At 68.2% G+C, this 23,340-nt stretch carries 21 protein-coding genes; 10 read left to right on the plus strand and 11 right to left on the minus strand.

The window, feature by feature from the left end; all coding sequences use genetic code 11:
- The first annotated feature begins 49 nt into the window (after positions 1-49).
- On the plus strand, positions 50-1,111 hold the full coding sequence (locus tag MKL20_RS17070) for a hypothetical protein (protein WP_244037661.1): 1,062 nt from the start codon (positions 50-52) through the stop codon (positions 1,109-1,111).
- Positions 1,112-1,395: 284 nt separating this feature from the next.
- The gene (locus MKL20_RS17075) at positions 1,396-1,791 is read left to right on the plus strand and encodes a hypothetical protein (protein WP_244037662.1); all 396 of its coding nucleotides are present in this window, start codon (positions 1,396-1,398) and stop codon (positions 1,789-1,791) included.
- A gap of 13 nt (positions 1,792-1,804) precedes the next feature.
- Here the strand turns inward: MKL20_RS17075 and MKL20_RS17080 are convergent, their stop codons facing one another.
- Positions 1,805-2,059, minus strand: a complete 255-nt coding sequence (locus MKL20_RS17080) for a DUF3297 family protein (protein ID WP_007564388.1) — start codon at positions 2,057-2,059, stop codon at positions 1,805-1,807.
- On the minus strand, positions 2,056-2,733 hold the full coding sequence (locus MKL20_RS17085) for a CatB-related O-acetyltransferase (protein WP_279594818.1): 678 nt from the start codon (positions 2,731-2,733) through the stop codon (positions 2,056-2,058). The genes MKL20_RS17080 and MKL20_RS17085 overlap by 4 nt, the downstream gene beginning before the upstream one ends.
- A 78-nt stretch (positions 2,734-2,811) precedes the next feature.
- Between MKL20_RS17085 and MKL20_RS17090 the strand changes: the two genes are divergently transcribed.
- Complete coding sequence (locus MKL20_RS17090; protein ID WP_279594807.1) at positions 2,812-5,139, plus strand: NADP-dependent malic enzyme; 2,328 nt, start codon at positions 2,812-2,814, stop codon at positions 5,137-5,139.
- Positions 5,140-5,195: 56 nt separating this feature from the next.
- Here the strand turns inward: MKL20_RS17090 and MKL20_RS17095 are convergent, their stop codons facing one another.
- The 5 genes from MKL20_RS17095 to MKL20_RS17115 form a co-directional block, all read right to left on the minus strand.
- Positions 5,196-7,292: a methyl-accepting chemotaxis protein gene (locus MKL20_RS17095; protein WP_244037664.1), complete on the minus strand. Its 2,097-nt coding sequence runs from the start codon at positions 7,290-7,292 to the stop codon at positions 5,196-5,198.
- A gap of 556 nt (positions 7,293-7,848) precedes the next feature.
- On the minus strand, positions 7,849-9,402 hold the full coding sequence (locus MKL20_RS17100; RefSeq protein WP_244037665.1) for a Ppx/GppA family phosphatase: 1,554 nt from the start codon (positions 9,400-9,402) through the stop codon (positions 7,849-7,851).
- Positions 9,403-9,672: 270 nt separating this feature from the next.
- Positions 9,673-12,234: an RNA degradosome polyphosphate kinase gene (locus MKL20_RS17105; protein ID WP_244037666.1), complete on the minus strand. Its 2,562-nt coding sequence runs from the start codon at positions 12,232-12,234 to the stop codon at positions 9,673-9,675.
- A 91-nt stretch (positions 12,235-12,325) separates the two neighbouring features.
- Positions 12,326-13,036: a hypothetical protein gene (locus MKL20_RS17110; RefSeq protein ID WP_243970503.1), complete on the minus strand. Its 711-nt coding sequence runs from the start codon at positions 13,034-13,036 to the stop codon at positions 12,326-12,328.
- Between the two features lie 20 nt (positions 13,037-13,056).
- Entirely contained in the window at positions 13,057-14,187 is a 1,131-nt protein-coding gene (locus MKL20_RS17115; protein ID WP_244037667.1) for an AI-2E family transporter, read from the minus strand.
- Positions 14,188-14,343: 156 nt separating this feature from the next.
- Here MKL20_RS17115 and purM point away from each other — a divergent pair, with 156 nt between their 5' ends.
- The gene (purM, locus tag MKL20_RS17120) at positions 14,344-15,411 is read left to right on the plus strand and encodes a phosphoribosylformylglycinamidine cyclo-ligase (protein ID WP_243970508.1); all 1,068 of its coding nucleotides are present in this window, start codon (positions 14,344-14,346) and stop codon (positions 15,409-15,411) included.
- On the plus strand, positions 15,411-16,061 hold the full coding sequence (purN, locus tag MKL20_RS17125; RefSeq protein ID WP_244037668.1) for a phosphoribosylglycinamide formyltransferase: 651 nt from the start codon (positions 15,411-15,413) through the stop codon (positions 16,059-16,061). Before purM ends, purN begins: the two co-directional genes overlap by 1 nt.
- Positions 16,062-16,119: 58 nt before the next feature.
- Here purN and MKL20_RS17130 read toward each other — a convergent pair whose 3' ends face one another.
- From MKL20_RS17130 to MKL20_RS17140, 3 genes are all read right to left on the minus strand, one after another.
- On the minus strand, positions 16,120-16,485 hold the full coding sequence (locus MKL20_RS17130; RefSeq protein WP_243970512.1) for a hypothetical protein: 366 nt from the start codon (positions 16,483-16,485) through the stop codon (positions 16,120-16,122).
- 169 nt (positions 16,486-16,654) lie between these two features.
- Positions 16,655-17,077, minus strand: coding sequence for a nucleoside-diphosphate kinase (ndk, locus tag MKL20_RS17135; protein ID WP_244037669.1), 423 nt, complete (start codon positions 17,075-17,077; stop codon positions 16,655-16,657).
- A gap of 170 nt (positions 17,078-17,247) precedes the next feature.
- The gene (locus tag MKL20_RS17140) at positions 17,248-17,661 is read right to left on the minus strand and encodes a helix-turn-helix domain-containing protein (protein ID WP_244037670.1); all 414 of its coding nucleotides are present in this window, start codon (positions 17,659-17,661) and stop codon (positions 17,248-17,250) included.
- Positions 17,662-17,929: 268 nt separating this feature from the next.
- Between MKL20_RS17140 and MKL20_RS17145 the strand changes: the two genes are divergently transcribed.
- Entirely contained in the window at positions 17,930-18,394 is a 465-nt protein-coding gene (locus MKL20_RS17145) for a DUF2147 domain-containing protein (RefSeq protein ID WP_244037671.1), read from the plus strand.
- A 3-nt stretch (positions 18,395-18,397) separates the two neighbouring features.
- Here MKL20_RS17145 and MKL20_RS17150 read toward each other — a convergent pair whose 3' ends face one another.
- Positions 18,398-19,033 (minus strand): glutathione S-transferase N-terminal domain-containing protein, encoded by a 636-nt coding sequence (locus MKL20_RS17150; RefSeq protein ID WP_243970516.1) that lies wholly within the window; start codon positions 19,031-19,033, stop codon positions 18,398-18,400.
- A gap of 235 nt (positions 19,034-19,268) precedes the next feature.
- Here MKL20_RS17150 and MKL20_RS17155 point away from each other — a divergent pair, with 235 nt between their 5' ends.
- The 4 genes from MKL20_RS17155 to MKL20_RS17170 all read left to right on the plus strand — a co-directional run bounded on the left by MKL20_RS17155 (position 19,269) and on the right by MKL20_RS17170 (position 23,028).
- Entirely contained in the window at positions 19,269-19,568 is a 300-nt protein-coding gene (locus MKL20_RS17155; protein ID WP_244037672.1) for a hypothetical protein, read from the plus strand.
- Positions 19,569-19,720: 152 nt separating this feature from the next.
- Positions 19,721-21,760, plus strand: coding sequence for an FUSC family protein (locus MKL20_RS17160; protein ID WP_244037673.1), 2,040 nt, complete (start codon positions 19,721-19,723; stop codon positions 21,758-21,760).
- 23 nt (positions 21,761-21,783) lie between these two features.
- On the plus strand, positions 21,784-21,978 hold the full coding sequence (locus tag MKL20_RS17165) for a DUF1656 domain-containing protein (RefSeq protein WP_243970523.1): 195 nt from the start codon (positions 21,784-21,786) through the stop codon (positions 21,976-21,978).
- A complete protein-coding gene (locus tag MKL20_RS17170) occupies positions 21,979-23,028 on the plus strand; it encodes an HlyD family secretion protein (protein ID WP_244037674.1) in 1,050 nt (349 codons plus the stop codon).
- Positions 23,029-23,340 lie beyond the last annotated feature (312 nt).

The raw sequence follows: 23,340 nt of genomic DNA on the forward strand, positions 1-23,340 counted from the left end.
TTTGTGGCGCGGTGTGTAGGCTTTTAGTCCGTTAGATGGGGCTTGGCCGATGCCGCGATCAACCACCCAAGGACATGACCGGGACGTTGCCGCGCTCCGCTCGGAGCTTGCCGGGATCGCGGTCGAACTCGCGTTCATCCGTGTCGAGAGGAGGCTCGCCCGCAAGTACCGGCCCGATCAACCGCGGGCTCCTGCTGGCCAGCCTGACGGCGGCCGTTGGGTTTCCGCCCTGTCCGGCGGTGCGCGTTGGATGTCGGTGAATTCGGGCGGCCAGGCGGTGACCCGGACCGAGGAGGCCATGACCGAGGACGGGTCGCGCGTCCTTTCGATTCGCATCCGGGCCAACGCCCGCGCGGACTGGGATGCGCAGCACACCGTCACCGCGCCCGACGGAACGCGCACAATCTTCGAGACCTCGGGCCTGACTCAGACCATCCGTGACGGCGAGACCGGCGAGATCCTGGGCCGGAGCACGCTGACCGCGGACGGGGCCGAGCCCGAGGCGTTCGTCCAGCCGGCGCGGGGCCTGCCGGGCAAGCTCGGGCAGCGGATCTGGCGAACCCTGGAGGCGGCGGGAACGCTTTTCTCGGTGCTTGCCGGGCGAGATCGCGACGGCGAAAGGGCCGTGTTCGCTGCGCCCGCGAGTGAGTACGTCCTGGGAGACGCGGAGGACGCACGAGCCATATGGGTCGGTGCAATCGGCCAGACCGAGCTGGACCAGATTTGCCCGCGGAACCGGGAGGTACAGGCTCTTGCCGATTCGGTCGCAGCTGAGGTGCGAGCGTCCGGTGATTACAAGACCGCGCAGGACTTCGGAAATAAGGTTCATGCGCGGATCGCCAAGATCGTCAATGGTCGGAAAGATCCGAATTTCGTTGCAGAAACGTCATACGATCCTGCAACGGGCGTTGATCAAAATTCTGGCGCAAAAGGTTCTTTGCGTCTCGACTTACTGGAGCGAACTCAGCTTTCGACGGTGTGCGTCTACGACCACAAAACGGGGAATGCCGACTTGAGGCCTACCCGTGCTATCGATATCATAAGCGCTGTTCGAAAACGTTTCGGTCTAGGCTATAGGTATATTATGATTATGATAAAGCCGAAGCTATGACAAACGCGCGCCAAGTTAATCCGATTTTTCGAGATCTGATTAATCGTCATCCAAGTTATAAAATGACGAGCATTCGCTTTTTATGCAAAACGCCCGTCCATCATTTGGCTTGCGGTATCTTCGTAGAACGATCCTCAGATGCGAACTGCTGTTGGCCAAGATGGTCGGTGACACCGCTCTTCGTCTACAGAATATTTCACTATCTTGCGCTAGGGACCATTTACGAAAATCTGAGTCGGCCAAATACGTCGGCAGATAGGTTCTGGCATTGGTCCGATCCGACGATGGTCTCCGACCTTATCGAAGCCATCGAGACGACGGCGATGCCAAAACTGTCATACTACGAGACAGTGGAATCCTACGCGACCCTCCCGCCCGAGACATACAGTCCGCTGCACGAACCACCCGAAGATCTGATGCTCGTCCATATCGCGATGGGTGAACTCGATGCCGCGCGCAAGATCTGGCATCAGCAGGATCTTTGGCATCGGAACTTACCGGGCCATCCAGTCCCGCGGCAGCGCTGGTTGCGGGAGCAACTCGAAGCCGTTGCCGAGCCCCTGCACGCCGGCGACCGGCCTGCTCTCGCGCGCATCCTGCACGGCTGGGAGGCCGCCAACGTCCAGGGTACGGAATTGGAGCGTTACTGGGAGCCGACCCCGTTCCCCCTGGAGTTGTGAGGCATAGGGCGCCTCAAGCCTCGCCGGTCTCGGGCTCGCGGAAATAGGGCTCGACGGTGCCCTTCAGCTTCACCGTCATCGGGTTGCCGGCCCGGTCGAGGGTCTTGCCGGCGGAAAGGCGGACCCAGCCCTCGCTGACGCAATATTCCTCGACGTTGGTCTTATCGACGCCCTTGAACCGCACGCCGACGCCGCGCTCCAGCATCTTCTCGTCGTAGAACGGGCTGTTCGGGTTCGCGGCCAGGCGGTCGGGGGGCGTGTCGGTCATCGTCCGGGTCTCGGGTCGGTTTCGTGTGCGGCCCCGCGGGCATCCGGGGGGGAGAAGGGCTCGCCGGTACGGGAATCCGCGTCGGCGCGCAACGCCGCGAGCAGGTCGGCGATCCGCCCGCTCTGCAGCAATGGCACGAGGCGCGTCACCGCATCGTGCGGCAGGTCCCACCAAGCCGTCGCCACGAGCGCCGCCACGGTGGCCTCGTCGAAGCGCCTGCGCACCACCCGGGCCGGGTTGCCGGCGACCACCGCGTAGGCCGGCACGTCGCGGGTCACCACCGCCCGGGCCGCGACCACGGCGCCGTGCCCGATTGTGACGCCCGACAGGATCATGCACCCGGAGCCGAGCCAGACATCGTGCCCGATCACCACGTCACCGCGCGACGCATGGTAATCCTCCGGCGCGCTCGCGTCCGGGAACAGCCCGCGCATCGCCGCGAAGGGGTAGGTCGAGGCCCAGTCGAGCCGGTGGTCGCCGCCCAGCAGGATCTCGACCTTGTCGGCGATGGAACAATAGCGGCCGATCGTCAGGCGACGGCCGCTCTCCGGGAAGCGCACTTTTGGACGCCCGTACGAATAAGAGCCTATGGAGAAACCGTAGGCCCTCGCCAGCGCGGCGAGGTGGATCCGGGTCTCGTTATGCGGGTTGCGCCCCCTGCGCAGCCGGTGCAACAGACCCCTCACGATGGGATCCGGCGCGGTGTGCGACCGCGTCGTCTCCGGGAAAGCGGGCGAGCTGGAAGGTGAGCGATGGCCGATAACATGTCCGAGGACCTCAAGGCCGGGGCGCTCGTCTACCACCGCCTGCCGCAGCCCGGGAAGCTGGAGATCCAGGCGACCAAGCCGCTCGGCAACCAGCGCGACCTGGCGCTCGCCTACACGCCGGGCGTCGGCGTCGCCTGCATGGCGATCCACGACGACCCGCAGCAGGCCGCCGAACTGACGATCCGCCAGAACCTCGTGGCGGTGCTCACCAACGGCACCGCGGTGCTGGGCCTGGGCAATATCGGCCCGCTCGCCTCGAAACCCGTGATGGAGGGCAAGGCGGTCCTGTTCAAGAAGTTCGCCGGGATCGACGTGTTCGACATCGAGGTCGACCAGAACGACGTGTCCAAGCTCGTCGACGTGGTCTGTGCCCTCGAGCCGACCTTCGGCGGCATCAACCTGGAAGACATCAAGGCGCCGGAGTGCTTCGAGGTCGAGGAGCAGTGCCGGGCGCGGATGAACATCCCGGTCTTCCACGACGACCAGCACGGCACCGCGATCATCGTGGCCGCCGCCGTGCTCAACGCCCTCGAACTCGCCGGCAAGACCCTCTCTGACGTCCGCATCGTCACCTCCGGGGCCGGCGCGGCGGCGCTCGCCTGCCTCAACCTGCTCGTGTCGCTGGGCGCGACCCGGGAGAACATCACGCTGACCGACATCAAGGGCGTGGTCTACAAGGGCCGCCCCGAGCTGATGGACCGCTGGAAGGACATCTACGCCCAGGAGACCGAGGCGCGCACGCTGGCCGAGGTGATCCCGGGGGCGGACGTGTTCATCGGCCTCTCGGCCGGCGGGGTGCTGAAGCCCGAGCTCCTGGAGAAGATGGCGGACAAACCGCTGATCATGGCTCTGGCCAATCCCTACCCGGAGATCATGCCGGATCTCGCCCAGGCGAAGCGCCCCGACGCGATGATCTGCACCGGGCGCTCGGATTTCCCGAACCAGGTCAACAACGTCCTGTGCTTCCCCTACATCTTCCGCGGCGCGCTCGATGTCGGCGCGACCAGCATCAACGAGGCGATGAAGCTGGCCGCCGTGAAGGCGATCGCGGCACTCGCCCGCGAGACCCCCTCCGACGTGGTCGCTCGCGCCTATGACGGCGAGGCCCGGCCGTTCGGCCCGGAATCGCTGATCCCGAGCCCGTTCGACCCGCGCCTGATCGTGCGCATCGCCCCGGCGGTCGCCAAGGCCGCGATGGATTCCGGCGTGGCCGGCCGGCCGCTCAAGGATTTCGACGCCTATGTCGAGAGCCTCGACCGGTTCGTGCACCGGTCCGGCCTGATCATGAAGCCGCTGTTCTCCAAGGCGAAGGCCGCGCCCAAGCGCGTGATCTATGCCGAGGGCGAGGACGAGCGGGTGCTGCGTGCCGTCCAGGCCATCGTGGAAGACAAGGTCGCGTTCCCGATCCTAGTCGGTCGGCCGCGGGTGGTCGAGTCGCGGCTCAAGCGCTTCGGCCTGTCGATCCAGGAGGGCCGCGACTTCGAGCTGATCGACCCCGAGGACGATCCCCGCTACCGCGCCTACGTCCAGACCTACCTGGACGTCGCCGGCCGGCGCGGCATCACCCCGGATGCGGCCCGCACCCTGGTGCGGACCAACAACACCGTGATCGGCGCCATCGCGGTGCGGCGCGGCGAGGCCGACGCGCTGATCTGCGGCCTGGAGGGCCGGTTCGAGACCCGGCTGCGGATCATCCGCGACGTGATCGGGCTCGCCCCCGGCATCACGCAATGCGCCGCCATGAGCCTGATCGTGACCAGCGAGGGCGCGTACTTCCTGGCCGACACCCATGTCCGGCAGAATCCCACCGCGGAGGAGATCGCCGAGGTCGCCCAGGCTTGCGCCGGCCATGTCAGCCGCTTCGGCCTCACGCCTAAGATCGCGCTGCTCAGCCACTCGGATTTCGGACAGTCGGATTCGCCCTCGGCGATGAAGATGCGCGAGGCGCTGGGGATCCTCCAGGCGCGCGATCCGGAGCTGATGGTGGACGGCGAGATGCAGGCGGATTCGGCCCTCTCCGAGCTGGTCCGCGACCGGGTGCTGCCGGGCTCGCGCCTCAAGGGGGCGGCCAACGTGCTGATCTTCCCGAATCTCGACGCGGCCAACATCGCGTTCCAGTTCGCCAAGGTCCTGGCGGATGCGCTGCCCGTGGGGCCGCTGCTGATCGGCCCAGCCAAGCCCGCCCACATCCTGACGCCCTCGGTGACCGCCCGCGGCATCGTCAACGTCACGGCCGCGGCCGTGGTCGAGGCGCAATCCGAGCCGGCCCCGCTCCCCGGCGGCGAGGCCGGCGTCGGCATGATCTCGGAGTGAGGTAAAATCGCCTGTCCCGGCAGTTCTAAGCTGCCGGGACAGGCGGGGCGGTGGTCTCAGGCCGCCCGGACGGTGTCGAGGAAGCGCGCGACCTCGGCCGTGAGATGCTCGGACTGGCGCGACAGGTCCGTGGCCGCGCCAAGCACCTGGCTTGCCGCCTTCCCGGTCGCTTCTGCCGCCTCGGCAACGCCGGTGATGTTGCTGGTCACCTCGCCGGTGCCGGCTGCCGCCTGACCGACATTGCGCACGATCTCCTGCGTCGCCGCGCCCTGCTGCTCCACCGCCGCGGCGATGCTCGTGGCCACGCCGTTGATCTCCTGGATGCGTGCGGTGATCGAGCCGATCGCCGTCACCGCCTGACCGGTCGAGGCCTGGACCCGGGCGATCTGACCCGAGATTTCTTCCGTCGCCTTGGCGGTCTGCTCGGCCAAAGCCTTCACCTCCGAGGCCACCACCGCGAAGCCGCGGCCGGCATCCCCGGCGCGAGCCGCCTCGATGGTGGCGTTGAGCGCCAGCAGGTTGGTCTGACCGGCGATCGAAGAAATCAACCCGACGACGTCGCCGATCCGCGCCACGGCGCTGCTCAGCTCCTGCACCAACGCACCGGTCTGCCCGGCCTCGGCGACCGCGCCCTGGGCGAGCTTGGCGGACCCGTCCACCTGCCGGCCGATCTCCTGGACCGAGGAGCCGAGTTCTTCGGAGGCGGCGGCGACCGTGTTGACGTTGCTGGCGGCCTCCTCGGCGGCGGCGGCCACCGTGGTGGACTGGCTCGCCGTCTGGGTCGCCGTGGCGGTCAGGGTCTGGGCGGTGGCCTGCAACTCGGTCGCCGAAGACGAGACCTGGCCGATGATGCCACCGACCGCCTGCTCGAAACTCTCGGCCATCTGGCGCATGCCGGCCTTGCGCTGCGCTTCGGCGGCAAGACGCGCCTGCGTCGCTTCGGATTCGAGCTGCCGGTTGCGGATCAGGTTGTCCTTGAACACCTGCACGGCCGCCGCCATGGGGCCGAACTCGTTCCGATACACCCCGACCGGGACTTCGACGGACGCGTCGCCCTCGGCCAAGGCCCGCATCGTCGCCGAGATCGTCCGGATCGGCCACAGCACGCCGCCGAAGACGACGATCAGGCCGAGGCTGACGAGCAGGATGACCGCCGCCAACGCGCCGACGTTGCGGATCAGGATGCCGCGCGCCTCACCGGCCAGGCGTTCGGCGCGCGCGATCATCTCGTCGAGGGAGACGTAGGCGAGATCGACGATGGCCGCCTGCGCGCCGGTGTTGCGTTGCCGATAGTCCTGGAAGGTGATGCTCGGCGTCGTCCGTTGGCTGAGCGCATCGAACACGGCTTTGGAGATGTCCGCGGCCGATCCCTCGAAATTCTCGGCGCTCGCCTTCCGGAAGGCGGCCTGGACTTTGTCGGACACGTCGGTCGCGGCTTCACGGGTGCTGGTCCAGGCGCTCTGGAGGCGCGCCCGCTCCTCGGCGGCGGCCACGGTCTCGGGAAGCGTCCAGGACGTTCCAGCCGCCAGCGAACCTTGCACCCGGAGGGCGACGTTCCCGATCGCGACCCGCGTCGCCCAGGCCGCACGCTTGAGGACCAGATAGCGCTGCAGAATCTCGTCCGACCGGGGGATGGCGCTATCGACGGCGTCTGTCGTGACGGTCAGCGCGTCCAGGAATTCCTGGAACGCAGTGAGCGTGGCGGGCAGGAGCGCCGCATCGCGTTGCGCTTTCGGGAGGCGCAGGGCCGCGTCGATGCGGGGACGCAACGCATTCAGGGCCTCGTGCGCGGCGTTCAGGCGCCCGACCGTCGCCGTCACCGCGGGAACATCCTGTTCGCGGAGGAGCACCTGCGCCCTGTCGAAGCTTTCTTCTATCGCCTTCCGGTTCGTTGCGATCACCGACAGCGTGTCCGGCCCGGCCGGTTCCTGGCCGCCCAGGGCGAGGGTCGAGCCGCGCTCGATCCGCACGGGCAGGATCGTCTTGAGCAGGCGCCGGCTCGCATGGGCCAGGGTGACGGCTCGATCGGCTTGTCCGGCCTGCTCGCGCGCATTGATGAGCGCGCTCGTCGTATAGCTCAGCAACATCAGCGCCAGCGCGCCGATCACCAAGCACAGAAGCGTCTTGATCGAGACTCGTCCGAGCCAGCGCATGGTCAAACTCCGGTGGCCACTTGCGGCCGTTGAGAGTTTTGATACCTGAACCCGAAATGGGATGCATCGGTTTTCATCGAGATTGACGAGGTAATATCTTTTGGTGGCGGTAATCCGACTCGGTATTATTGAGTAAATCTATAGTTGATGATGAGGCGGCGTATTATTTTTAAGAGTTGTTTGAGCAGCGTCGTGCCTTGAAAAGAAAGTTTTTAATTTTAAATATGTTCCCGCGGACCGGCCGCGGACTTGTGCCATTCGAAGCCGCCGCGACGCGATGCGTCGCGCGAGACCGAAGGCGAACTTCGATCCTCCCCCGCCTTGCCGCGTGTCATGTCGGGCGACGAAGGCCTGTGCCCCTGACCATCGACGGCTGGTATGCCGCGTATGCACCGGCAATCCGCAAGCGATCGGCCGCTGCGGGCAAGGTGCTTCGCAGGCCGAGGCGATGCGGCTGCTCCGCGTCCAGCGTCCGGGGGGCCTGACGACGCGCTGCCGCGACTGCGCTTGCCCACAAGCGTGAGAAACGCCGATCGACCCCGTCCGCAGAAAAAAATCAGTCGGCGGTGCCGCCGATCTCGATCCGTCCGTCCAGCCCGACCACGCGGCCGAGACCGCGGACCCGGTTCAGCAGCCGGTCGCTGGCGAGGGCGGCCCAATCCTGCGGCATCCGCAGGGTAGCGCGGCCGTCCTCGACGACGAGCGGCGCGCGTGTGAGCGCGCAGTCCATGCCGGCCGAGATCGGGAAGGCGACGCGCAGCAGCGCGCCGAGGAGACGCGCCCGCTCGAACAGGCGCGGACCGGCGATGCTCCGGAGAATCGGGTTGGCCTTTTCCGGGGCTACGCCGCTATGGCGCAGCGACACCGACAGGGCGAGATAGGCCCGCCCGGGGTGATCCACCCCCACGAAGGCGGCGTTCTGGATCGCCGCGATGCTCTGCTCGTCACGGTAATCGGGATGGGCTCGCCAGCCGACATCCGAAAGGAGACAGCCCGCATGGCGCAGGCGACGCTCGTCCGCCGTCTCGGGGCCGTCGAGCGTCGCCACGAACCGGTCCGTCCAGGCGATCAACTCCTCCCCGTGGCGGGGCGAGCGGGCGCGCAGGGCGTTGAACTCCGCCGCAGAGGCGAGAAGCGGATCGATCAGGCGCGTATCGCGGTCGAGCTGCTCGAACAGCAGCCCCTCCCGCACCCCCGAGGCCGAGATCGCGATCTCCCGCGGGCGCCCGACCCGGATGATCTCTTCGAGGACCACCGCGCCGTAGGCCAGGAGCGGGCGCCGCGCCTCGGAGATCGTATCCAAGTCCGGGAGCAGCCCGACCTCCGTCTGCTCGACGATCTGGAGGAAGCTCATCTCGTCGGTGGGCTCGACAGAGTAGCCGTGCATCACGTGGACGGGATAGCCGCGCGCCGCCTGGTGCAGCCGCGCCAGGGCGCGCCAGGTGCCGCCGACCGCGTAGAACGTCCGCCCGCGCAGGGTCTCGAGCTGCGGCTCGGCCTTGCGCATGTGCTCACGCACGATCTTGGCGGCCTTCTTGATCGATCCGCCGGACAGGTCCTGCAAAGCGAGGCCGCCGAGCGGCATGGTCACGCCCTGCCCGACCACGGTGCCGCGCACGTCCACCAGTTCGAGGGATCCGCCACCCATGTCGCCGACGACGCCGTTCGGCGCGTGGAAGCCCGAGATCACGCCCATGGCGGACAATTCCGCCTCCCGGCGACCCGACAGGAGCTGGATCTCCTGGCCGCAGGCGGCTTCCGCTGCGCGCAGGAAGTCGGGGCCGTTCTCGGCGTCCCGGGCCGCCGCGGTCGCCAGCACGAACACCCGGCCGACGCGCATCGTCTCACACAGCACCCGGAAGCGGCCCAGGGCGGTCAGCGCACGGTTGACTGCGTCCTCGTTGAGCCGGCCGGTGGTCAGGACGTTGCGGCCCAGGCCGCACAGGACCTTCTCGTTGTAGAGCGGCGTCGGCGCGCGGCTCAGACCGTCATAGGCGACCAGCCGGACCGAGTTCGAGCCGATATCGATGATCGCCACCGGCGGCCGCAGGTCGCGCGACGGCCTGTCCGCGGAATGCGCGAGGGTGAGGTTGGCGCGAGGGCTGCCCAAACGTCCGAGTCCTTGATGGGGCGTGGCCGGCCGGACCGGCAAGCCGCGCGTGCAATCCGGAGCCGCAACCGAACTCGGCTCCAGGTCGATGATGCGATGCGCTTGCGGCCGAACCGAAATCCTTGGCGTCGGCGAATGCTCTAAGCCCAATCGGACCGGCAGGGCAACGTTTCGGCCGCCCGGCTGTCCGGCCGGGCGCAGAGTCCTCACGCAGAACTGCACAACACGTTTGCGAAACCTGTCGAGTTTCCTGCGCATCTGTCGGCGCACTTAGCCGCGCTGCGCCCGGCGGCTCAGAGCACGGGGGCTCGACTTCTTCGACGCCTTGCCGCGGCCGGAAAGACTCGGGTTCGTCATGAAGTACTTGTGCGCGTTGAACGGCTCCTCCCCCTCCGAGGGCTGAATCCGCTCGCAGCCGCCGGAGGCGAGCAGACGCCAACTCTGGCGGTTGTCCAGGAGATTGGCCAGCATGATCTGGTCGAGGACCTGCTGGTGGACTGTCGGGTTGGTGATCGGCAGCAGCGCCTCGACCCGGCGGTCGAGGTTACGGCTCATCAGGTCGGCCGACGAGATGTAGATGGTGGCCTTCGGATGCGGCAGCCCGACGCCGTTGCCGAAGGCGTAGATCCGGCCATGCTCCAGGAAGCGCCCGACGATCGACTTGACGCGGATCGTCTCGGACAGCCCCGGGATGCTCGGGCGCAGGCAGCAGATGCCACGCACCACGCAATCGATCTGCACCCCCGCGGAGGACGCATCGTATAGCGCGTCGATGATCTGCGCGTCGACCAGCGAGTTGCACTTGATCCAGATCGCCGCCGGCCGGCCAGCCTTGGCGTGGGCGACCTCGGCCTCGATGTTCTCCAGCAGCCGGTTCTTCAGCGTCAGCGGCGAGACCGACATCCGTTCCAGCTCGGCCGGCTCGGCGTAGCCGGTGATGAAGTTGAAGATCCGCGACACGTCCCGGGCGATCGCCGGATCCGCCGTGAAGAACGACAGGTCCGTGTAAACCCGCGCCGTGATCGGGTGATAATTGCCGGTGCCGACATGGCAGTAGGTGACGAGCTTGTCGCCTTCGCGCCGGACCACCAGCGACAGCTTGGCGTGGGTCTTCAGCTCGACGAAGCCGAACACCACCTGCGCGCCGGCCTTCTCCAGGTTGCGCGCCCAGCGGATATTGGCCTCCTCGTCGAACCGCGCCTTCAGCTCGACCAGGGCGGTGACCGACTTGCCGAGCTCGGCGGCCTCAGCCAGCGCCGCGACGATCGGCGAGTTCGACGAGGTCCGGTAGAGCGTCTGCTTGATCGCCACCACGTTCGGGTCCCGGGCGGCCTGCGCCAGGAACTGCACGACCGAATCGAACGATTCGTAGGGGTGGTGGACGATGAAGTCCTTCTGCCGGATCGCCGCGAACACGTCGCCGCCGCTCTCGCGGATGCGCTCGGGGAAGCGGGGATTGTACGGCTTGAACTTCAGGTCCGGCCGGTCGATGCCGACGATCTGGGACAGTTCGTTGAGGGCGAGCATGCCCTCGATCAGGAAGATCGCGTCGGCGGAGATTTCGAGCTCGTCGGCCACGAAGCTGCGGAGATCCTCCGACATCCCCGCTTCGACTTCGAGCCGGATCACGACGCCCCGGCGGCGCTGCTTCAGCGCGGTCTCGAAATGCAGGACGAGATCCTCGGCCTCCTCCTCGATCTCGAGATCCGAATCCCGCACCACCCGGAACGCGCCGCTGCTCTTGACCAGGTAGCCAGGGAACAGCCGCCCCGTGAATAGGCCGATCACCTGCTCGATCGAGATCAGGCGCGCGGCGGTCTCGCTCTCGCTGGTGGGCAGGCGCACGAACCGGTCGATGACGCCGGGCACGCGGATCAGGGCGCGCAGCAGGCGGCCGTCGCGCGGCCGCACCAGCGCCAGCGCGATAGTGGTGCCGAGATTGGGGATGAACGGGAACGGATGGGCCGGATCGATCGCCAGCGGCGTCAGGACCGGCGAGACGTGGTTGAGGAAATACTCTTCCAGCCAGGCGGCCTGCTCGGCGGTGAGAGCCGCGGGCTCGACGATCTCGATCTCGGAGGCTTGCAGTTCCTCGCGCAGCTGGCGCCAGCGGGCCTGCTGGTCGGCGGCGAGCCGCGCGACCTCGATGCCGATCCGGTTCAGCTGCTCGGACGGCGTCAGCCCGTCCTGGGACGGGAGCGTCAGTCCGGCCCGGACCTGATCGATCAGGCCGGCCACGCGGACCATGAAGAACTCGTCGAGATTGTTCGCCGAGATCGACAGGAAGCGCAGGCGCTCCAGCAGCGGATGGTTCGGGTTAAACGCCTCTTCCAAGACCCGGCGGTTGAACTGGAGCCAGGACAGCTCGCGGTTCACGAACCGCTCGGGCGAATGACGGAGCGAGCGCCCGGCCTCGACTACGGGCTCGCGGGCTGCACCCGCCGGCTGCTCTGCCGGCGCGGTCGGCACGGCGGGCCATTCATCGGCGGTGTCGACCGCCGCCGCAACAGCACCGGGGGCAGCGGCAGCCGCACTCGCCGTCGTCGCGCCCGACGCGGTCGCGCTGGCGGGGATCGCGCTCTTGGCGATTGGGCTCTTGCCGATCGGGCTTTTGGCGGCCGTATTCCGGGCACGCGCGCTCGGAGCCGGCACGCTTTCCGCCGCCGTGCTCGGGGTCTCGCTTGGAGCGGCGACGCTCTTGGCAGCCGTGGCCCTGGCCGGCGCGCGCCTGACGGCGGTGCGGCGCGGTGCCGGATCGGTCGCGTCGGGCCGACGGGGCTCCGCGGCCTCGTCGGCGGCGTCGCGGTCCATGGGCTTCTGCGTCGATTCCATTCCGATTCCTGTCCCTGCCGATCGCGGCGCGTTTAGCATTCTACACCCGTAGCTTTCACGACGCTTTCGTGACGGCCGCCGGGTACCGATTTTATGCGTCCGCGTCGGCCTCGTCGTCGAAGCCCATGCGTCGTAGCACGGCCAGCGCCAGCGGTCGGCTGATCCGCCGTCCACGCCCGAGGGCGTCCCGGTCCAGCTCGGCGACCAGATCGCGGGCCCGGCCGAGGGACCGGTCGATCCGCAGGGCCAGCGCCTCGATCACGCTGAGATCGACCACCAATTGCCGGTCCACGAACAGCTTGACCAGGACGGCGCGCAGCAGCGCATCGTCCGGCGCGTCGATGGCGATGCTGGGCGCGAGGCGAAGCCGCGAGCGCAGATCGGGCGTCGCCAGCCCGAGCGCATCGATCCCGGCCGCGCTGGTCAGCAGGACCGGGCAGGCCAGCTCGCGGGCGCGGTTGAGCAGGTGGAACAGGGCGGATTCGTCCCGGCCCGCGTCCCGGTCGATGTCCTCGACGACCAGAGCCCCGTTCGACACGAGGTGCTGGACCGTGTCCGCCCCGACCTCGGCCGCCGTCACCGTCCAGGCATGGGCCCGCTCCGCCCAGATCGCCGCGAGGTGGCTCTTGCCGCTGCCAGAGGGGCCGATCAGCACGAGCACGCTGTCGGGCCAGTCCGGCCAGGCCTCGACCAGGGCGTAGGCCGCCTCGTTCGCCGGCCCGACCAAAAAGTCCTCGCGGCCGTAGCGGGGATCGAGCGGCAGATCGAAGGCCAGCTGCCGGGGTGGTGCGTTCTCGCGCATAGGTTGCTCAAATGGGTCGGTCAGGATGACCGGGTACCGGTGGCCGTCAAGGTCCGACCGGCCTCGTCGTTCAGGTCGATCAGCACCGGCTGCTCGGCATGGTACAGGCGGCTCTGGAGATAGCGCGCCAGGGCGAAGCGCACGAGCACGCCGATCGAGGCCGCCACCGGCACCGCGAGCAGCAGGCCGACGAAGCCGAACAGGGTCCCGAAGGCCAGCAGCGCGAACATCAGCCAGACCGGGTGCAGGCCGGTGGATTCGCCGACGAGCTTGGGCGCGATGACGTTGCCTTCGAGGAACTGGCCGACCAGGAACACGCCTACCGTCAGCCCGAGATGCAGCCAGTCGGAGGACGGCCAGAACTGCACCAGCGCGACGCCGACCGAGAGCAGGAAGCCGGTGAGCGTGCCGACATACGGGATGAAGGTCAGGAAGCCGGCGATCAGGCCGATCAGCACGCCGAAATTCAGCCCGACCAGCCAGAGCCCGACCGCGTAGAAGCTGCCGAGGATCAGGCAGACCAGGGTCTGCCCGCGCACGAAGCCGGTGATCGCGCCGTCGATCTGCCGGGCGAGGTCGCGCACGGTGGCCCGGTGCCGGGGCGGCACCCAGCTGTCCAGGGCCGCCATCATCCGATCCCAGTCGACCAGGATGTAGAAGGCGACCACCGGGGTCACGACCAACAGCGAGGCGATCGAGATCAGGGCCTGGCTGCCCGACCAGATCGACTTGAGGAAGGCGAGGAGCCAGGCGCCGCCCTGGGTCGCCAGGGTGCCGACCGAGGATTGCAGCTCGGTCAGCACGTTGTCGCCGCCGACCCGCTCCAGGACCGGGCCGGCGCGTTCGGCGATGATCCCCTGGAGCCGCGAGACCATGCCGGGCAGCGCGTTGACCAGGCCGGCCATCTGGTTGGCGGTCAGCGGAATCAGGATCAGCAGCGACACGATCAGTGCCAGGACGAATAGCGCCAGGATCAGGAGGCTCGCGGCCAGGCGGCCGAGGCCCAGGCGCTCCAGCCGGTCGGCCAGGGGATCGAGCAGGTACGCGAGCGCAATGCCGGCCACGAAGGGCAGCATCACCTCCCGGAGCAGGTAGACGAGGAGGCTCAGCGCGACGAGGGCGCCCAATCCGATGACAGCCCGTGCGCGCATGATCTCGCCCCCCGACGCTGCCTACGACGCCCTGTCGCAGAGTGGGCATCGGGCTTGTGCCGATCAAGCCTCGCGATCAAGCCCCGACGCTGCCGACTCGCGCGACGCGCTGGAAGCCGCTAGAGCGGACCCGATGATGACCGGGACGACGCTGGCATGACGGCCAAGGGTGGACAGGGACTGACCTACGCGCAGGCGGGCGTCGATATCGACGCCGGCAATGCCATGGTCGAGACGATCAAGCCGCTGGTGCGCTCGACGCGGCGGCCGGGGGCGGATGCCGAGATCGGCGGATTCGGGGGCCTGTTCGATCTGAAGGCTGCGGGATTCCGCGATCCGATCCTGGTGGCGGCCAATGACGGCGTCGGGACCAAGGTCAAGATCGCCATCGAGACCGGACGGCACGACACAATCGGCATCGACCTCGTGGCGATGTGCGTCAACGACCTCGTGGTTCAGGGCGCCGAGCCGCTGTTCTTTTTGGATTATTACGCCACCGGCAAGCTGGTGCCCGGCGTCGGCGCCGACATCGTGCGCGGCATCGCCGAGGGCTGCCGGCAGGCGGGCTGCGCGCTGATCGGCGGTGAGACCGCCGAGATGCCGGGCCTCTACGACGGCTCGGATTACGACCTCGCCGGCTTCTCGGTGGGCGCGGCCGAGCGTGGCACGCTCCTGCCGAAGCCCGGCATTCGGCCGGGTGACGTGGTGCTCGGGCTCCCCTCCTCCGGGGTCCATTCCAACGGCTTCTCGCTGGTCCGCCGGATCGTCGCCAAGACCGGCCTCGGCTGGGACGCCCCGGCGCCGTTCGATCCGTCGCGCAGTCTCGGCGATGCCCTGCTGGAGCCGACCCGGATCTACGTGAAGCCGCTCCTCGCCGCGCTGGAGGCCACCGACGGTATCCGCGCGCTGGCCCACATCACCGGCGGCGGTTTCCCCGACAACCTGCCCCGGGTGCTGCCGGACGATGTCGGCATTGCCATCGACCTCGACGCCATCACCCCGCCTCCGGTGTTCGGCTGGCTCGCCCGCGAGGGCGGCGTCGCCGAGGCGGAGATGCTGCGGACCTTCAATTGCGGGATCGGCATGGTGGTGATCGCCGCCGCGGAGTCGGTGGACGACGTCGACGAGGCCCTGACCCGGGCGGGCGAGGCACCGGTGCGCCTCGGCCGGATCACCGCGCGCGGATCTGAGCCCGTGACTTTCCGCGGACGCCTCGCGCTCTGATGGCGACTTCCAGGAAGACCCGCGTCGCGGTCCTGATCTCGGGGCGCGGCTCGAACATGGTCGCGCTGATCGAGGCTGCGCAGGATCCGGCCTATCCGGCCGAGATCGTCCTGGTGCTGTCGAACCGCCCGGACGCCGCCGGCCTCGCGCGGGCGGCCGAGGCCGGGATCCCGGCTCGGGCGATCGATCACAAAGGTTTTTCGGATCGCGCCAGCTTCGATGCCGCCCTCGACGCCGAATTACGGGCGGCCGATATCGATCTCGTGTGCCTGGCCGGCTTCATGCGGATCTTCACGCCGGGCTTCGTGGCCGGCTGGGCGGGGCGGATGCTCAACATCCATCCCTCGCTCCTGCCCCTGTTCAAGGGCACGCACACGCATCAGCAGGCGCTCGACGCCGGCGTGCGGCTGCACGGCTGCACGGTCCATTTCGTGGTGCCGGAGCTCGATGCCGGGCCGATCGTGGCGCAGGCCGCGATCCCGGTGCGCCAGGGCGACGATCCGGACAGCCTCGCCGACCGGGTGATCGTCCAGGAACGCCGGCTCTACCCGGCGGTGCTGGCCCTCGTGGCCGGCGGACGCGCTCGCCTCGAAGGTGATCGCGTCGTCATCGCCGACACCGCGCCTGAGGGCGTCCTGTTCAGTCTGTAAGGAGATCCCGAAGGGACAAGTCCCTTCGGCAGGGTCCGGGGCAGCGCCCCGGGAATGATCAGACCGGCCGCTGCAGCTTGCAGCTGTCCAGCGCAGACAGCGCCTTGGCGCGGGCGGAATCGTTGAAATAGCCGGTGGCCCGGTAGGCCTCGATCTCGGATTCGTCGAGGCTGCGCAGGGTCTGCTTGGCGTAGCAGCCGCAGGGGCGTTCCAGGGAGGCTTCGGGGGCGCTGGTCAGGCGGGCCTGGACGATCGTGCAGGCGTGGCGCACACGGCCTTCGAGATTGGCCTTGGTGGCGGTCTTGAGCGCGGGATCCGGCTCGTACTGCTGGAACGGGGCCGAGGATCCGCCCGCGAGGGCGGCGGTCGCGCCGATCGCGATCAGACCGGTCGCGATCAGCAGGGGCAGGCGGCGCATCGTCATGGTCTTGGCGGTCCAGAGCTGAGGTTGAATAACCTTGGCCGTTGGTCGCTCTCGGGCTTCGATCCGTCAATGACGGTCCGGACACACCCGGCGGCATTTGCCGCGCCGCCGGGTACGCCGCGCCAGGATGGCGAGCCGGTGTGCCCGACCCGCCACCCGGGTCTCCGCCTCAGGCGGCGATATCGGAATCCTTGAAGAACTGCGCGATCTCGAGCTTGGCGTTCTCGGCGCTGTCCGAACCGTGCACGGTGTTCTCGCCGACCGACTCGGCGAACCGCTTGCGGATCGTGCCCTCGGCGGCCTGGGCCGGGTTCGTGGCGCCCATGACTTCGCGGTACTTGGCGACAGCGTTCTCGCCCTCAAGCACCTGCACCACCACGGGGCCGGAGGTCATGAAGCTGACGAGCTCGCCGAAGAACGGGCGCTCCTTGTGGACCTCGTAGAACTTCTCGGCCTGCTCCTGGGTCAGGCGGATGCGGCGCTGGCCGACGATGCGCAGGCCCGCCTCCTCGATCGCCGCGTTCACGGCGCCGGTCAGGTTGCGCCGGGTGGCATCGGGCTTGAGGATCGAGAAGGTGCGCTCGGTGGCCATGGTCTGTCCGGTCTGTCTGTGGAAAAGGCGGAGGGTGCGCGCCGGGGTGACGGGCGCATCTCAGGCGCGAAAATTTCGCTTCCGCGGCAGGCTTATAGCGGGCGGCCTACCGGGCCTCAAGCCGCGCAGTCGGCCGGACCGGGCTCGTGCCCCGCGACGAGGGCGGACGATCAGACGGTCGCGATGCGAACTTTGGCGGTCGGCTTCGAGGCCTTCTTCGTGGCACCCGCCGTCTTGCGCGGGCCTGGCGTCGGGATGGCGAAGGTCGCATCCGGCTTTCCGGGCAGGCTGACGACGATCCTGACCTCTCCGCCGAGCGCGGACGCGATACGGGCGATCGTCGAGACCTGCATGTCGGCGGACGGGTTTCGTTCGAGCTTGGCGACGTAGGCTTGAGAGGTCTCCAGCGCCTGCGCCAACTCGGCCTGCGTCAGCCCCACGTCGCGCCGAAACTGCGCGAGGGTTCGGCTTTCCTGGATGAGCTGGTCCGCATGGGCGTGGATCTCGGCCTGATCTTCGGTGGAGAACTCGGCCAGGATGTCGGCGAGCGGTACGGGGGTGCCGGGCTTTGCATCGTCCATCATCGCTTCGGCTTCCTTGTGCCGCTGCGCCGTGTCCCAGCATCCCATTGTGCGGCCGCATCGCGAGAACCGCAGCGTTCTGCGTCGTGCACGACGTCTCCGCGTCTCAGTTGTCCACCGTTGGGCGCTTTTGCCAACAGGCGAAACAAGCGCGGCCGTGGCTCCGCCGCAACACCGCCGAAAAATCGCCTGATTGCGACGGCTCTCTCGACCCAAGCCGATTTCGTCCACCTCTCAGGCGCCCTCGGTGCCCTAAACTCGGAGACGAACCATGCGCCTCGCCCTCAGCGCCACCCTCCTCCTCGCCGGCCTGTCGGCCGCCGCCGCCGATACCGGGAAGGATCCGTCCGGTACTTGGCTCACCGGGGATGGCCGCGCCAAGATCCGGATCGACCGCTGCGGCCCCGGTCAGAAGCTCGTCTGCGGCAAGGTCGTCTGGCTGAAAGCGCCGACCGCCGAGAACGGCGCCGCGAAGACCGACCTGAAGAATCCCGATCCGAAGAAGCGCAGCCGCCCGGTGATCGGCCTGCAGCTCATCGACGGCCTGAAGCCCGACGAGGAGAAGTTCACCGGCGAACTCTACAACGTCGAGGAGGGCAAGATTTACACCGTCAGCCTCGAGCGCGAGAGCGAGGCCGAACTCAGCGTCTCGGGCTGCATGCTCAAGGTGCTGTGCGGCTCCCAGACCTGGACCCGAGTGCCGGACGTGAACCAGCAGGCCGCCAACAAGAACTGACGCTCAGATCGCCGCGAGGCCGCGCTGGACGGCCGGCCTCGCCAAAACGGTTTCCAGCCAGCGCGACACGTTCGGCAGAGCGGCGATGTCGACGCCCTGCTTGAAGTTGAGCTTCGCCCAGGTCAGCGTCGCGATGTCGGCGATGGAATAATCGCCCGCGAGATAGTCGCGGCCCTCCAGCCGACGCTCCAGGACGCCGTAGAGACGGTTGGCTTCCGCGGTGAAGCGCTCGATCGCGTAAGGCACCTTCTCGGGGGCGTAGATCTTGAAGTGGTGCGTCTGGCCGAGCATCGGGCCGAACCCCGCCACCTGCCAGAACAGCCACTCGTCCACCGCCACCCGGGCACGCTCGTCCTTCGGATAGAACTGCCCGGTCTTGCGCCCGAGATATTGCAGGATCGCGCCGGATTCGAACACCGTGATCGGCCGCCCATCCGGCCCGTCCGGATCGACGATCGCCGGGATCTTGTTGTTCGGTGAGATCGCCAGGAAGTCGGGCGCGAATTGCTCGTTCTTGCCGATGTTGACCGGAACCACGCGGTACGGCAGCCCGCACTCTTCGAGCATCACTGGAATCTTCCAGCCGTTCGGCGTGCTCCAGGTATGGACGTCGATCGGCTGCCCGGACACCGCTGCCATCGTGATCTGCTCCTCGACCGATCGCACGGCGGCGCGGCGATCCCCCGCCGATCTCGGACACTCCCGGCAGTGAAGACGATTTCCCGGCCACGCTCAAGGGTGCCGCACGCGCACGCCTCGCGTTTCTGAGAAGGCGACTATCGGCTGTTGGCGAATGCCGCTGCGCTCTTGTGCGCAGCGTGAGGGCGCGGTGAGATCGCGACCCGGAACCGTTGCGATTCCGGGGGGATTCTCGATGATCGACCGTCTTATGCGGATCGCGGTGTTCGCCGCGCCGCTTCTCATGGCCCAGCCGCTCCTTGCGAAGGAGACACCCGGGCAGGCACCGACCGCCGGTGAGGCGCCAGCCGCCGCGCCGGCCGCGCCCGCGGCCAAGGCACCGAGCCCCGGGCAGAGCGCTGCCCGGGAGCGGCAGAAGACGTGCGGCGCACAATGGCGCGGGCTCACCGATACGCAGAAGGCTGCACAAGGTCCCAAGTGGCCGCAATTCTGGAGCAGCTGCAACAAGCGCTTGAAAGGCGGCGACAAAGCCTGACTTTGAGGCGAACCGTCGCGCTTCTCGTTCGTTTCCGAAGCTGGAACAGGCGCGAGCGGGAATCGGCGCGGATATGACGGATCGGCAGGCGTCCTGGCCGTCTACGGCTTGCGTGCGAGGTCCAGGCCGGATTGCACGGGTTCGCCCACGGCATGGCTGACGCCTCGGCCACCACAGACGCGCATCGGTCCTCTGCCTCTGTCATCGACCGTCTGATCGGCTTCTTGGACGCCTGGGTGCCCAAGCCTGCCGCCTGGGCCTTCGCCCTGCGGATCTGGATCGCCATGATGCTGGCGCTCGCTGCCGCCTTCTGGCTGCAGCTCGACAGCGCCTCGTCGGCGGCGACCTGCGTGGCGATCCTGGCTCAGCCGAAGCGCGGTCAAGCGATCTCGAAGGCCGTCTACCGCCTGCTTGGAACGTTGATCGGCGCCGCCGTGTCGATCGTGTTCATGGCGCTGTTCGGGCAGGACCGGGTCCTGCTGCTGGTCTCGTTCACGGTCTGGATGGGCCTGTGCGTATTCACCGCACAGTACCTCCAGGATACGCGGGCCTACGGGGCGATGCTGTCGGGCTACACGGTGGCCATCATTGCGCTGGGCCAGATCGACGAGCCGCAGGGCACCTTCGACGCCGCGGTCTCCCGGGTGGCCGTGATCGTGCTCGGCATCCTCGTGATCACCTTCATCAACGATGCCCTCGCCTCTCCGAGCACGTGGCGGACGCTGCTGCCCCAGCTCGGCAAGGCCTGGGACGACACCCGCGCGTATGCGCGCGAGACCCTGGACAAGGGCGATCTCGGCGCATCCCGCACTGCCGCGCTGATCCGCACCGTCGCGCCGATGCGGGCCGATGCCAGCGCCATCGCCGGCGAACTCGACGACGGCCCTTGGCGGGCCGCCGGCGCGCGCAGCTGCATCGCTGCGCTCTACGTCCTGGCGGCGGCGATCCGCGCGGTCGCGGCAGCCGCCGCCTGCCTGCGCACCCGCAGCGCCGCGGTGGAGGAGGCGCTCCAGATCTGCCGTCGCGTCGTCGAGGACCCCGACCCGGATTCGCTCGACGCGGACGACGCGCGGATGCGCGACCTGGTCGATGCCGCGATCCGCGACGGCGATCGGCCCCTCGACGAGGTCGTGGTGCTCCAGCGCGCCCTCGACGTCGTCTGTGCGGCGACCTTCGCGCAGGACGGGATCCGGGCGGTGGCCGACGGCCATCAGCCCCTGCGCGACGCGAACCTGCCGACACATCGCGACTTCCCGGTGGCGCTGCGCGGCGCCCTGCGGGTGGCGGTCGGCTTCGCGGTTACCGCAGCGGCCTTCGTGGCGCTCGGCTTGCCGCAGGCGTCCTTCGCGCTCGTGCAGGTCGCCGCCACCGCGGCCCTGTCCTCGGTGACGCCCGACCCGAAAAAGTTCTCCAACGGCGTAATGATCGGGATGACCCTGGCCGCGACTTTCGCGGGCATCGCCCGGTTCGTGTTCCTCGACGGGGTCCAGGGTTTCCCGATGCTGGCCATCGTGATGGCGCCGGTGATCTTCTTCGGCTGCTTCCTGTCGCTGAATCCGAAGACCTTCGGCATCGGCTTCATCCTGATCGTGTTCTTCCCCGTGCTCCTCGGTCCGGCCAACCCGCAGAGCTACGACGCGCAAACCTTCCTGCTGAATGCCTTCCTGGTGGTGGTCGCCGCCATCATCCTGTCGATCGTGGTCCGCCTGCTGCTGCCGGTGACGGCCGAACGGCAGCGGGTCTACGCGCTCGATTCGGCCCGGCACGCCCTGGCCGATGCCCTGGTCGGCCAAGGCGGCGACGCGACCACCCGCACCAGCCTGAACGCCGACCGCCTGTTCCAGTTCGCCGGCTACAGCTCGGGCAGCGGCGCAGTGCGCCGGGCGAGTCTCTCGCACGCCTTCGCGCTGGCCCGGCTCGAGGCTGCGGCGGCCCGTGCCCATGCCGAATTGCGCCGGCTCTGGTCGATCGACCCGCTGCGAGAGGCGATCCAGCGGGGCCGAGCTGCCCTGGCCGAGGGAGACGACCGGGCCCTCGAGACCGGCGCCCGGGATCTCATCCGGGCAGCCTCGCGGCAGGACCGGGATGTGCGGCTCACCACGGCGCGGGCGGCCAGCGATCTGGTGACGGCGGCGCGGACCATCGCACGCCATCGGCGATTCTTGCGCCGACTCGACATCGCATTGTTCTAACGCAGGGGTTGGTTCGGGTCGGCATGTACCAAGACATTCACATCGGCGGGGTGCTGATCTCTTCGTTCGTCGCCTATGCGCTCGCCGCCTTCGTGATCCTCCTGATCCTGCGCCGGGTCTTCGCCCAAATCCGCTTCAGCCGTTACGTCGCCAACGCCCCGCTCGCCGAGGCCGGCATCTACGTCTGCGTCCTCGCCCTCCTGATCGCGTTCATCTAGATGCCCGCCACCACCGCCGACGAGGACGATCCCAAGGCCGTTTCCCGCGAGGAGACGCAGAGCCGGGCCAATCCGCCGCCGCTCACGGCACGCCGGGGCCGCGCAGCCAAGGTCTTTCGCCTGGCCGCCACCGGCTTGATCCTGCTCTTCGCCTTCGTGGCGGCGGTGTTCGTCTGGGAGTTCTACGTCGCCGCGCCCTGGACCCGGGACGGCAGCGTTCGCGTGCAGGTCGCCAACATCGCTCCGCAGGTCTCCGGGCAGATCGTCGACCTGCGCGTCCAGGACAACCAACTCGTCCACAAAGGCGACCTGCTCTACGTGATCGACCCGGTCGATTTCGAGGTCGCGGTCACCTCGGCCGATGCCGAGGTGAAGAACCGCGAAGCCGATCTGCAGGTGAAGAACGCGCAATCGGCCCGGCGCCAGGCGCTCACCACCGTCTCGACCTCGATCGAGGAGAAGCAGCAATTCGCCGGGACCGCCAAGATCGCCGAGGCGTCGCTGGAGAGCGCGCAGGCGCAACTGCGGCAGGCCAAGGTCAACCTTGAGCGGACCCAGGTGAAGTCCACGGTCAACGGCCGGGTGACCAACCTCCTGATGCGGATCGGCGATTATGCCCGCACCGGCACCTCGAACATCAGCATCGTCGACACGGATTCGTTCTGGATCGACGGCTATTTCGAGGAGACCAAGATGGCCAACATCCATGTCGGCGCCTCGGCCGACATCAAGCTGATGGGCTACGGGCCGCACCTAACCGGGACGGTGGAGAGCATCACGCTCGGCATCTCGACGGCCAACGCCGCTGCGAGCACGCAGGGGCTGCCGGACGTGAACCCCGTCTACACCTGGGTGCGGCTGGCCCAGCGCGTCCCCGTGCGCGTCCGCATCGACCACAAGCCGGACGACGTGCCGCTCGTAGCCGGCATGACCGCGACCGTGGTGGTGGGCGACGGGCGAGCACCGATGCCGGTGTGGTTCACGGATCTGCGACAGCGCCTCTTCGCCTTCTCGAGCTCGCCGACAGGCGACCAGACCAAGGCGCGTTAGAACGTCATCCCGAAGGGCGGGCTCCGGTTTTCGGAATAAGATGATGCAAAATCAATGGTCTAGTGCATCGTCCTGGTTCCGATCCGCGGTACACGGCGCTGCCTTGAAACACGGTAGGCTGAGCCGACAAAAACCTCGGTCCGGCCCTGAGCGACGATCATCCAACCCAACCCCCTCATCCTGAGCAACCGTTATGCGGGCTCGGCCGCGGCACGCCATGGCGTGCCGCGGCCGAGGACGGTGTTGGCGTAGATGAGCAGCTTTCGGGCGCAGGCGATGAGGGCCTGCTTGTGGGTCTTGCCGCGGGCCTGG

It is taken from the genome of Methylobacterium sp. E-066 (assembly GCF_022829635.1).
Classification (GTDB): domain Bacteria; phylum Pseudomonadota; class Alphaproteobacteria; order Rhizobiales; family Beijerinckiaceae; genus Methylobacterium.

Bases quoted from the DNA above. Each gene is read 5' to 3' on its own strand.
- MKL20_RS17130 (WP_243970512.1), bottom strand. From the start codon at position 16,485: ATGACGATGCGCCGCCTGCCCCTGCTGATCGCGACCGGTCTGATCGCG.
- MKL20_RS17105 (WP_244037666.1), bottom strand. From the start codon at position 12,234: ATGGAATCGACGCAGAAGCCCATGGACCGCGACGCCGCCGACGAGGCC.
- MKL20_RS17080 (WP_007564388.1), bottom strand. From the start codon at position 2,059: ATGACCGACACGCCCCCCGACCGCCTGGCCGCGAACCCGAACAGCCCG.
- MKL20_RS17160 (WP_244037673.1), top strand. From the start codon at position 19,721: ATGGCTGACGCCTCGGCCACCACAGACGCGCATCGGTCCTCTGCCTCT.
- MKL20_RS17075 (WP_244037662.1), top strand. From the start codon at position 1,396: ATGGTCTCCGACCTTATCGAAGCCATCGAGACGACGGCGATGCCAAAA.
- MKL20_RS17110 (WP_243970503.1), bottom strand. From the start codon at position 13,036: ATGCGCGAGAACGCACCACCCCGGCAGCTGGCCTTCGATCTGCCGCTC.
- MKL20_RS17070 (WP_244037661.1), top strand. From the start codon at position 50: ATGCCGCGATCAACCACCCAAGGACATGACCGGGACGTTGCCGCGCTC.
- MKL20_RS17150 (WP_243970516.1), bottom strand. From the start codon at position 19,033: ATGGCAGCGGTGTCCGGGCAGCCGATCGACGTCCATACCTGGAGCACG.
- MKL20_RS17165 (WP_243970523.1), top strand. From the start codon at position 21,784: ATGTACCAAGACATTCACATCGGCGGGGTGCTGATCTCTTCGTTCGTC.
- MKL20_RS17095 (WP_244037664.1), bottom strand. From the start codon at position 7,292: ATGCGCTGGCTCGGACGAGTCTCGATCAAGACGCTTCTGTGCTTGGTG.
- MKL20_RS17145 (WP_244037671.1), top strand. From the start codon at position 17,930: ATGCGCCTCGCCCTCAGCGCCACCCTCCTCCTCGCCGGCCTGTCGGCC.
- MKL20_RS17155 (WP_244037672.1), top strand. From the start codon at position 19,269: ATGATCGACCGTCTTATGCGGATCGCGGTGTTCGCCGCGCCGCTTCTC.
- MKL20_RS17115 (WP_244037667.1), bottom strand. From the start codon at position 14,187: ATGCGCGCACGGGCTGTCATCGGATTGGGCGCCCTCGTCGCGCTGAGC.
- MKL20_RS17140 (WP_244037670.1), bottom strand. From the start codon at position 17,661: ATGATGGACGATGCAAAGCCCGGCACCCCCGTACCGCTCGCCGACATC.
- ndk (WP_244037669.1), bottom strand. From the start codon at position 17,077: ATGGCCACCGAGCGCACCTTCTCGATCCTCAAGCCCGATGCCACCCGG.
- MKL20_RS17090 (WP_279594807.1), top strand. From the start codon at position 2,812: ATGGCCGATAACATGTCCGAGGACCTCAAGGCCGGGGCGCTCGTCTAC.
- purM (WP_243970508.1), top strand. From the start codon at position 14,344: ATGACGGCCAAGGGTGGACAGGGACTGACCTACGCGCAGGCGGGCGTC.
- purN (WP_244037668.1), top strand. From the start codon at position 15,411: ATGGCGACTTCCAGGAAGACCCGCGTCGCGGTCCTGATCTCGGGGCGC.
- MKL20_RS17170 (WP_244037674.1), top strand. From the start codon at position 21,979: ATGCCCGCCACCACCGCCGACGAGGACGATCCCAAGGCCGTTTCCCGC.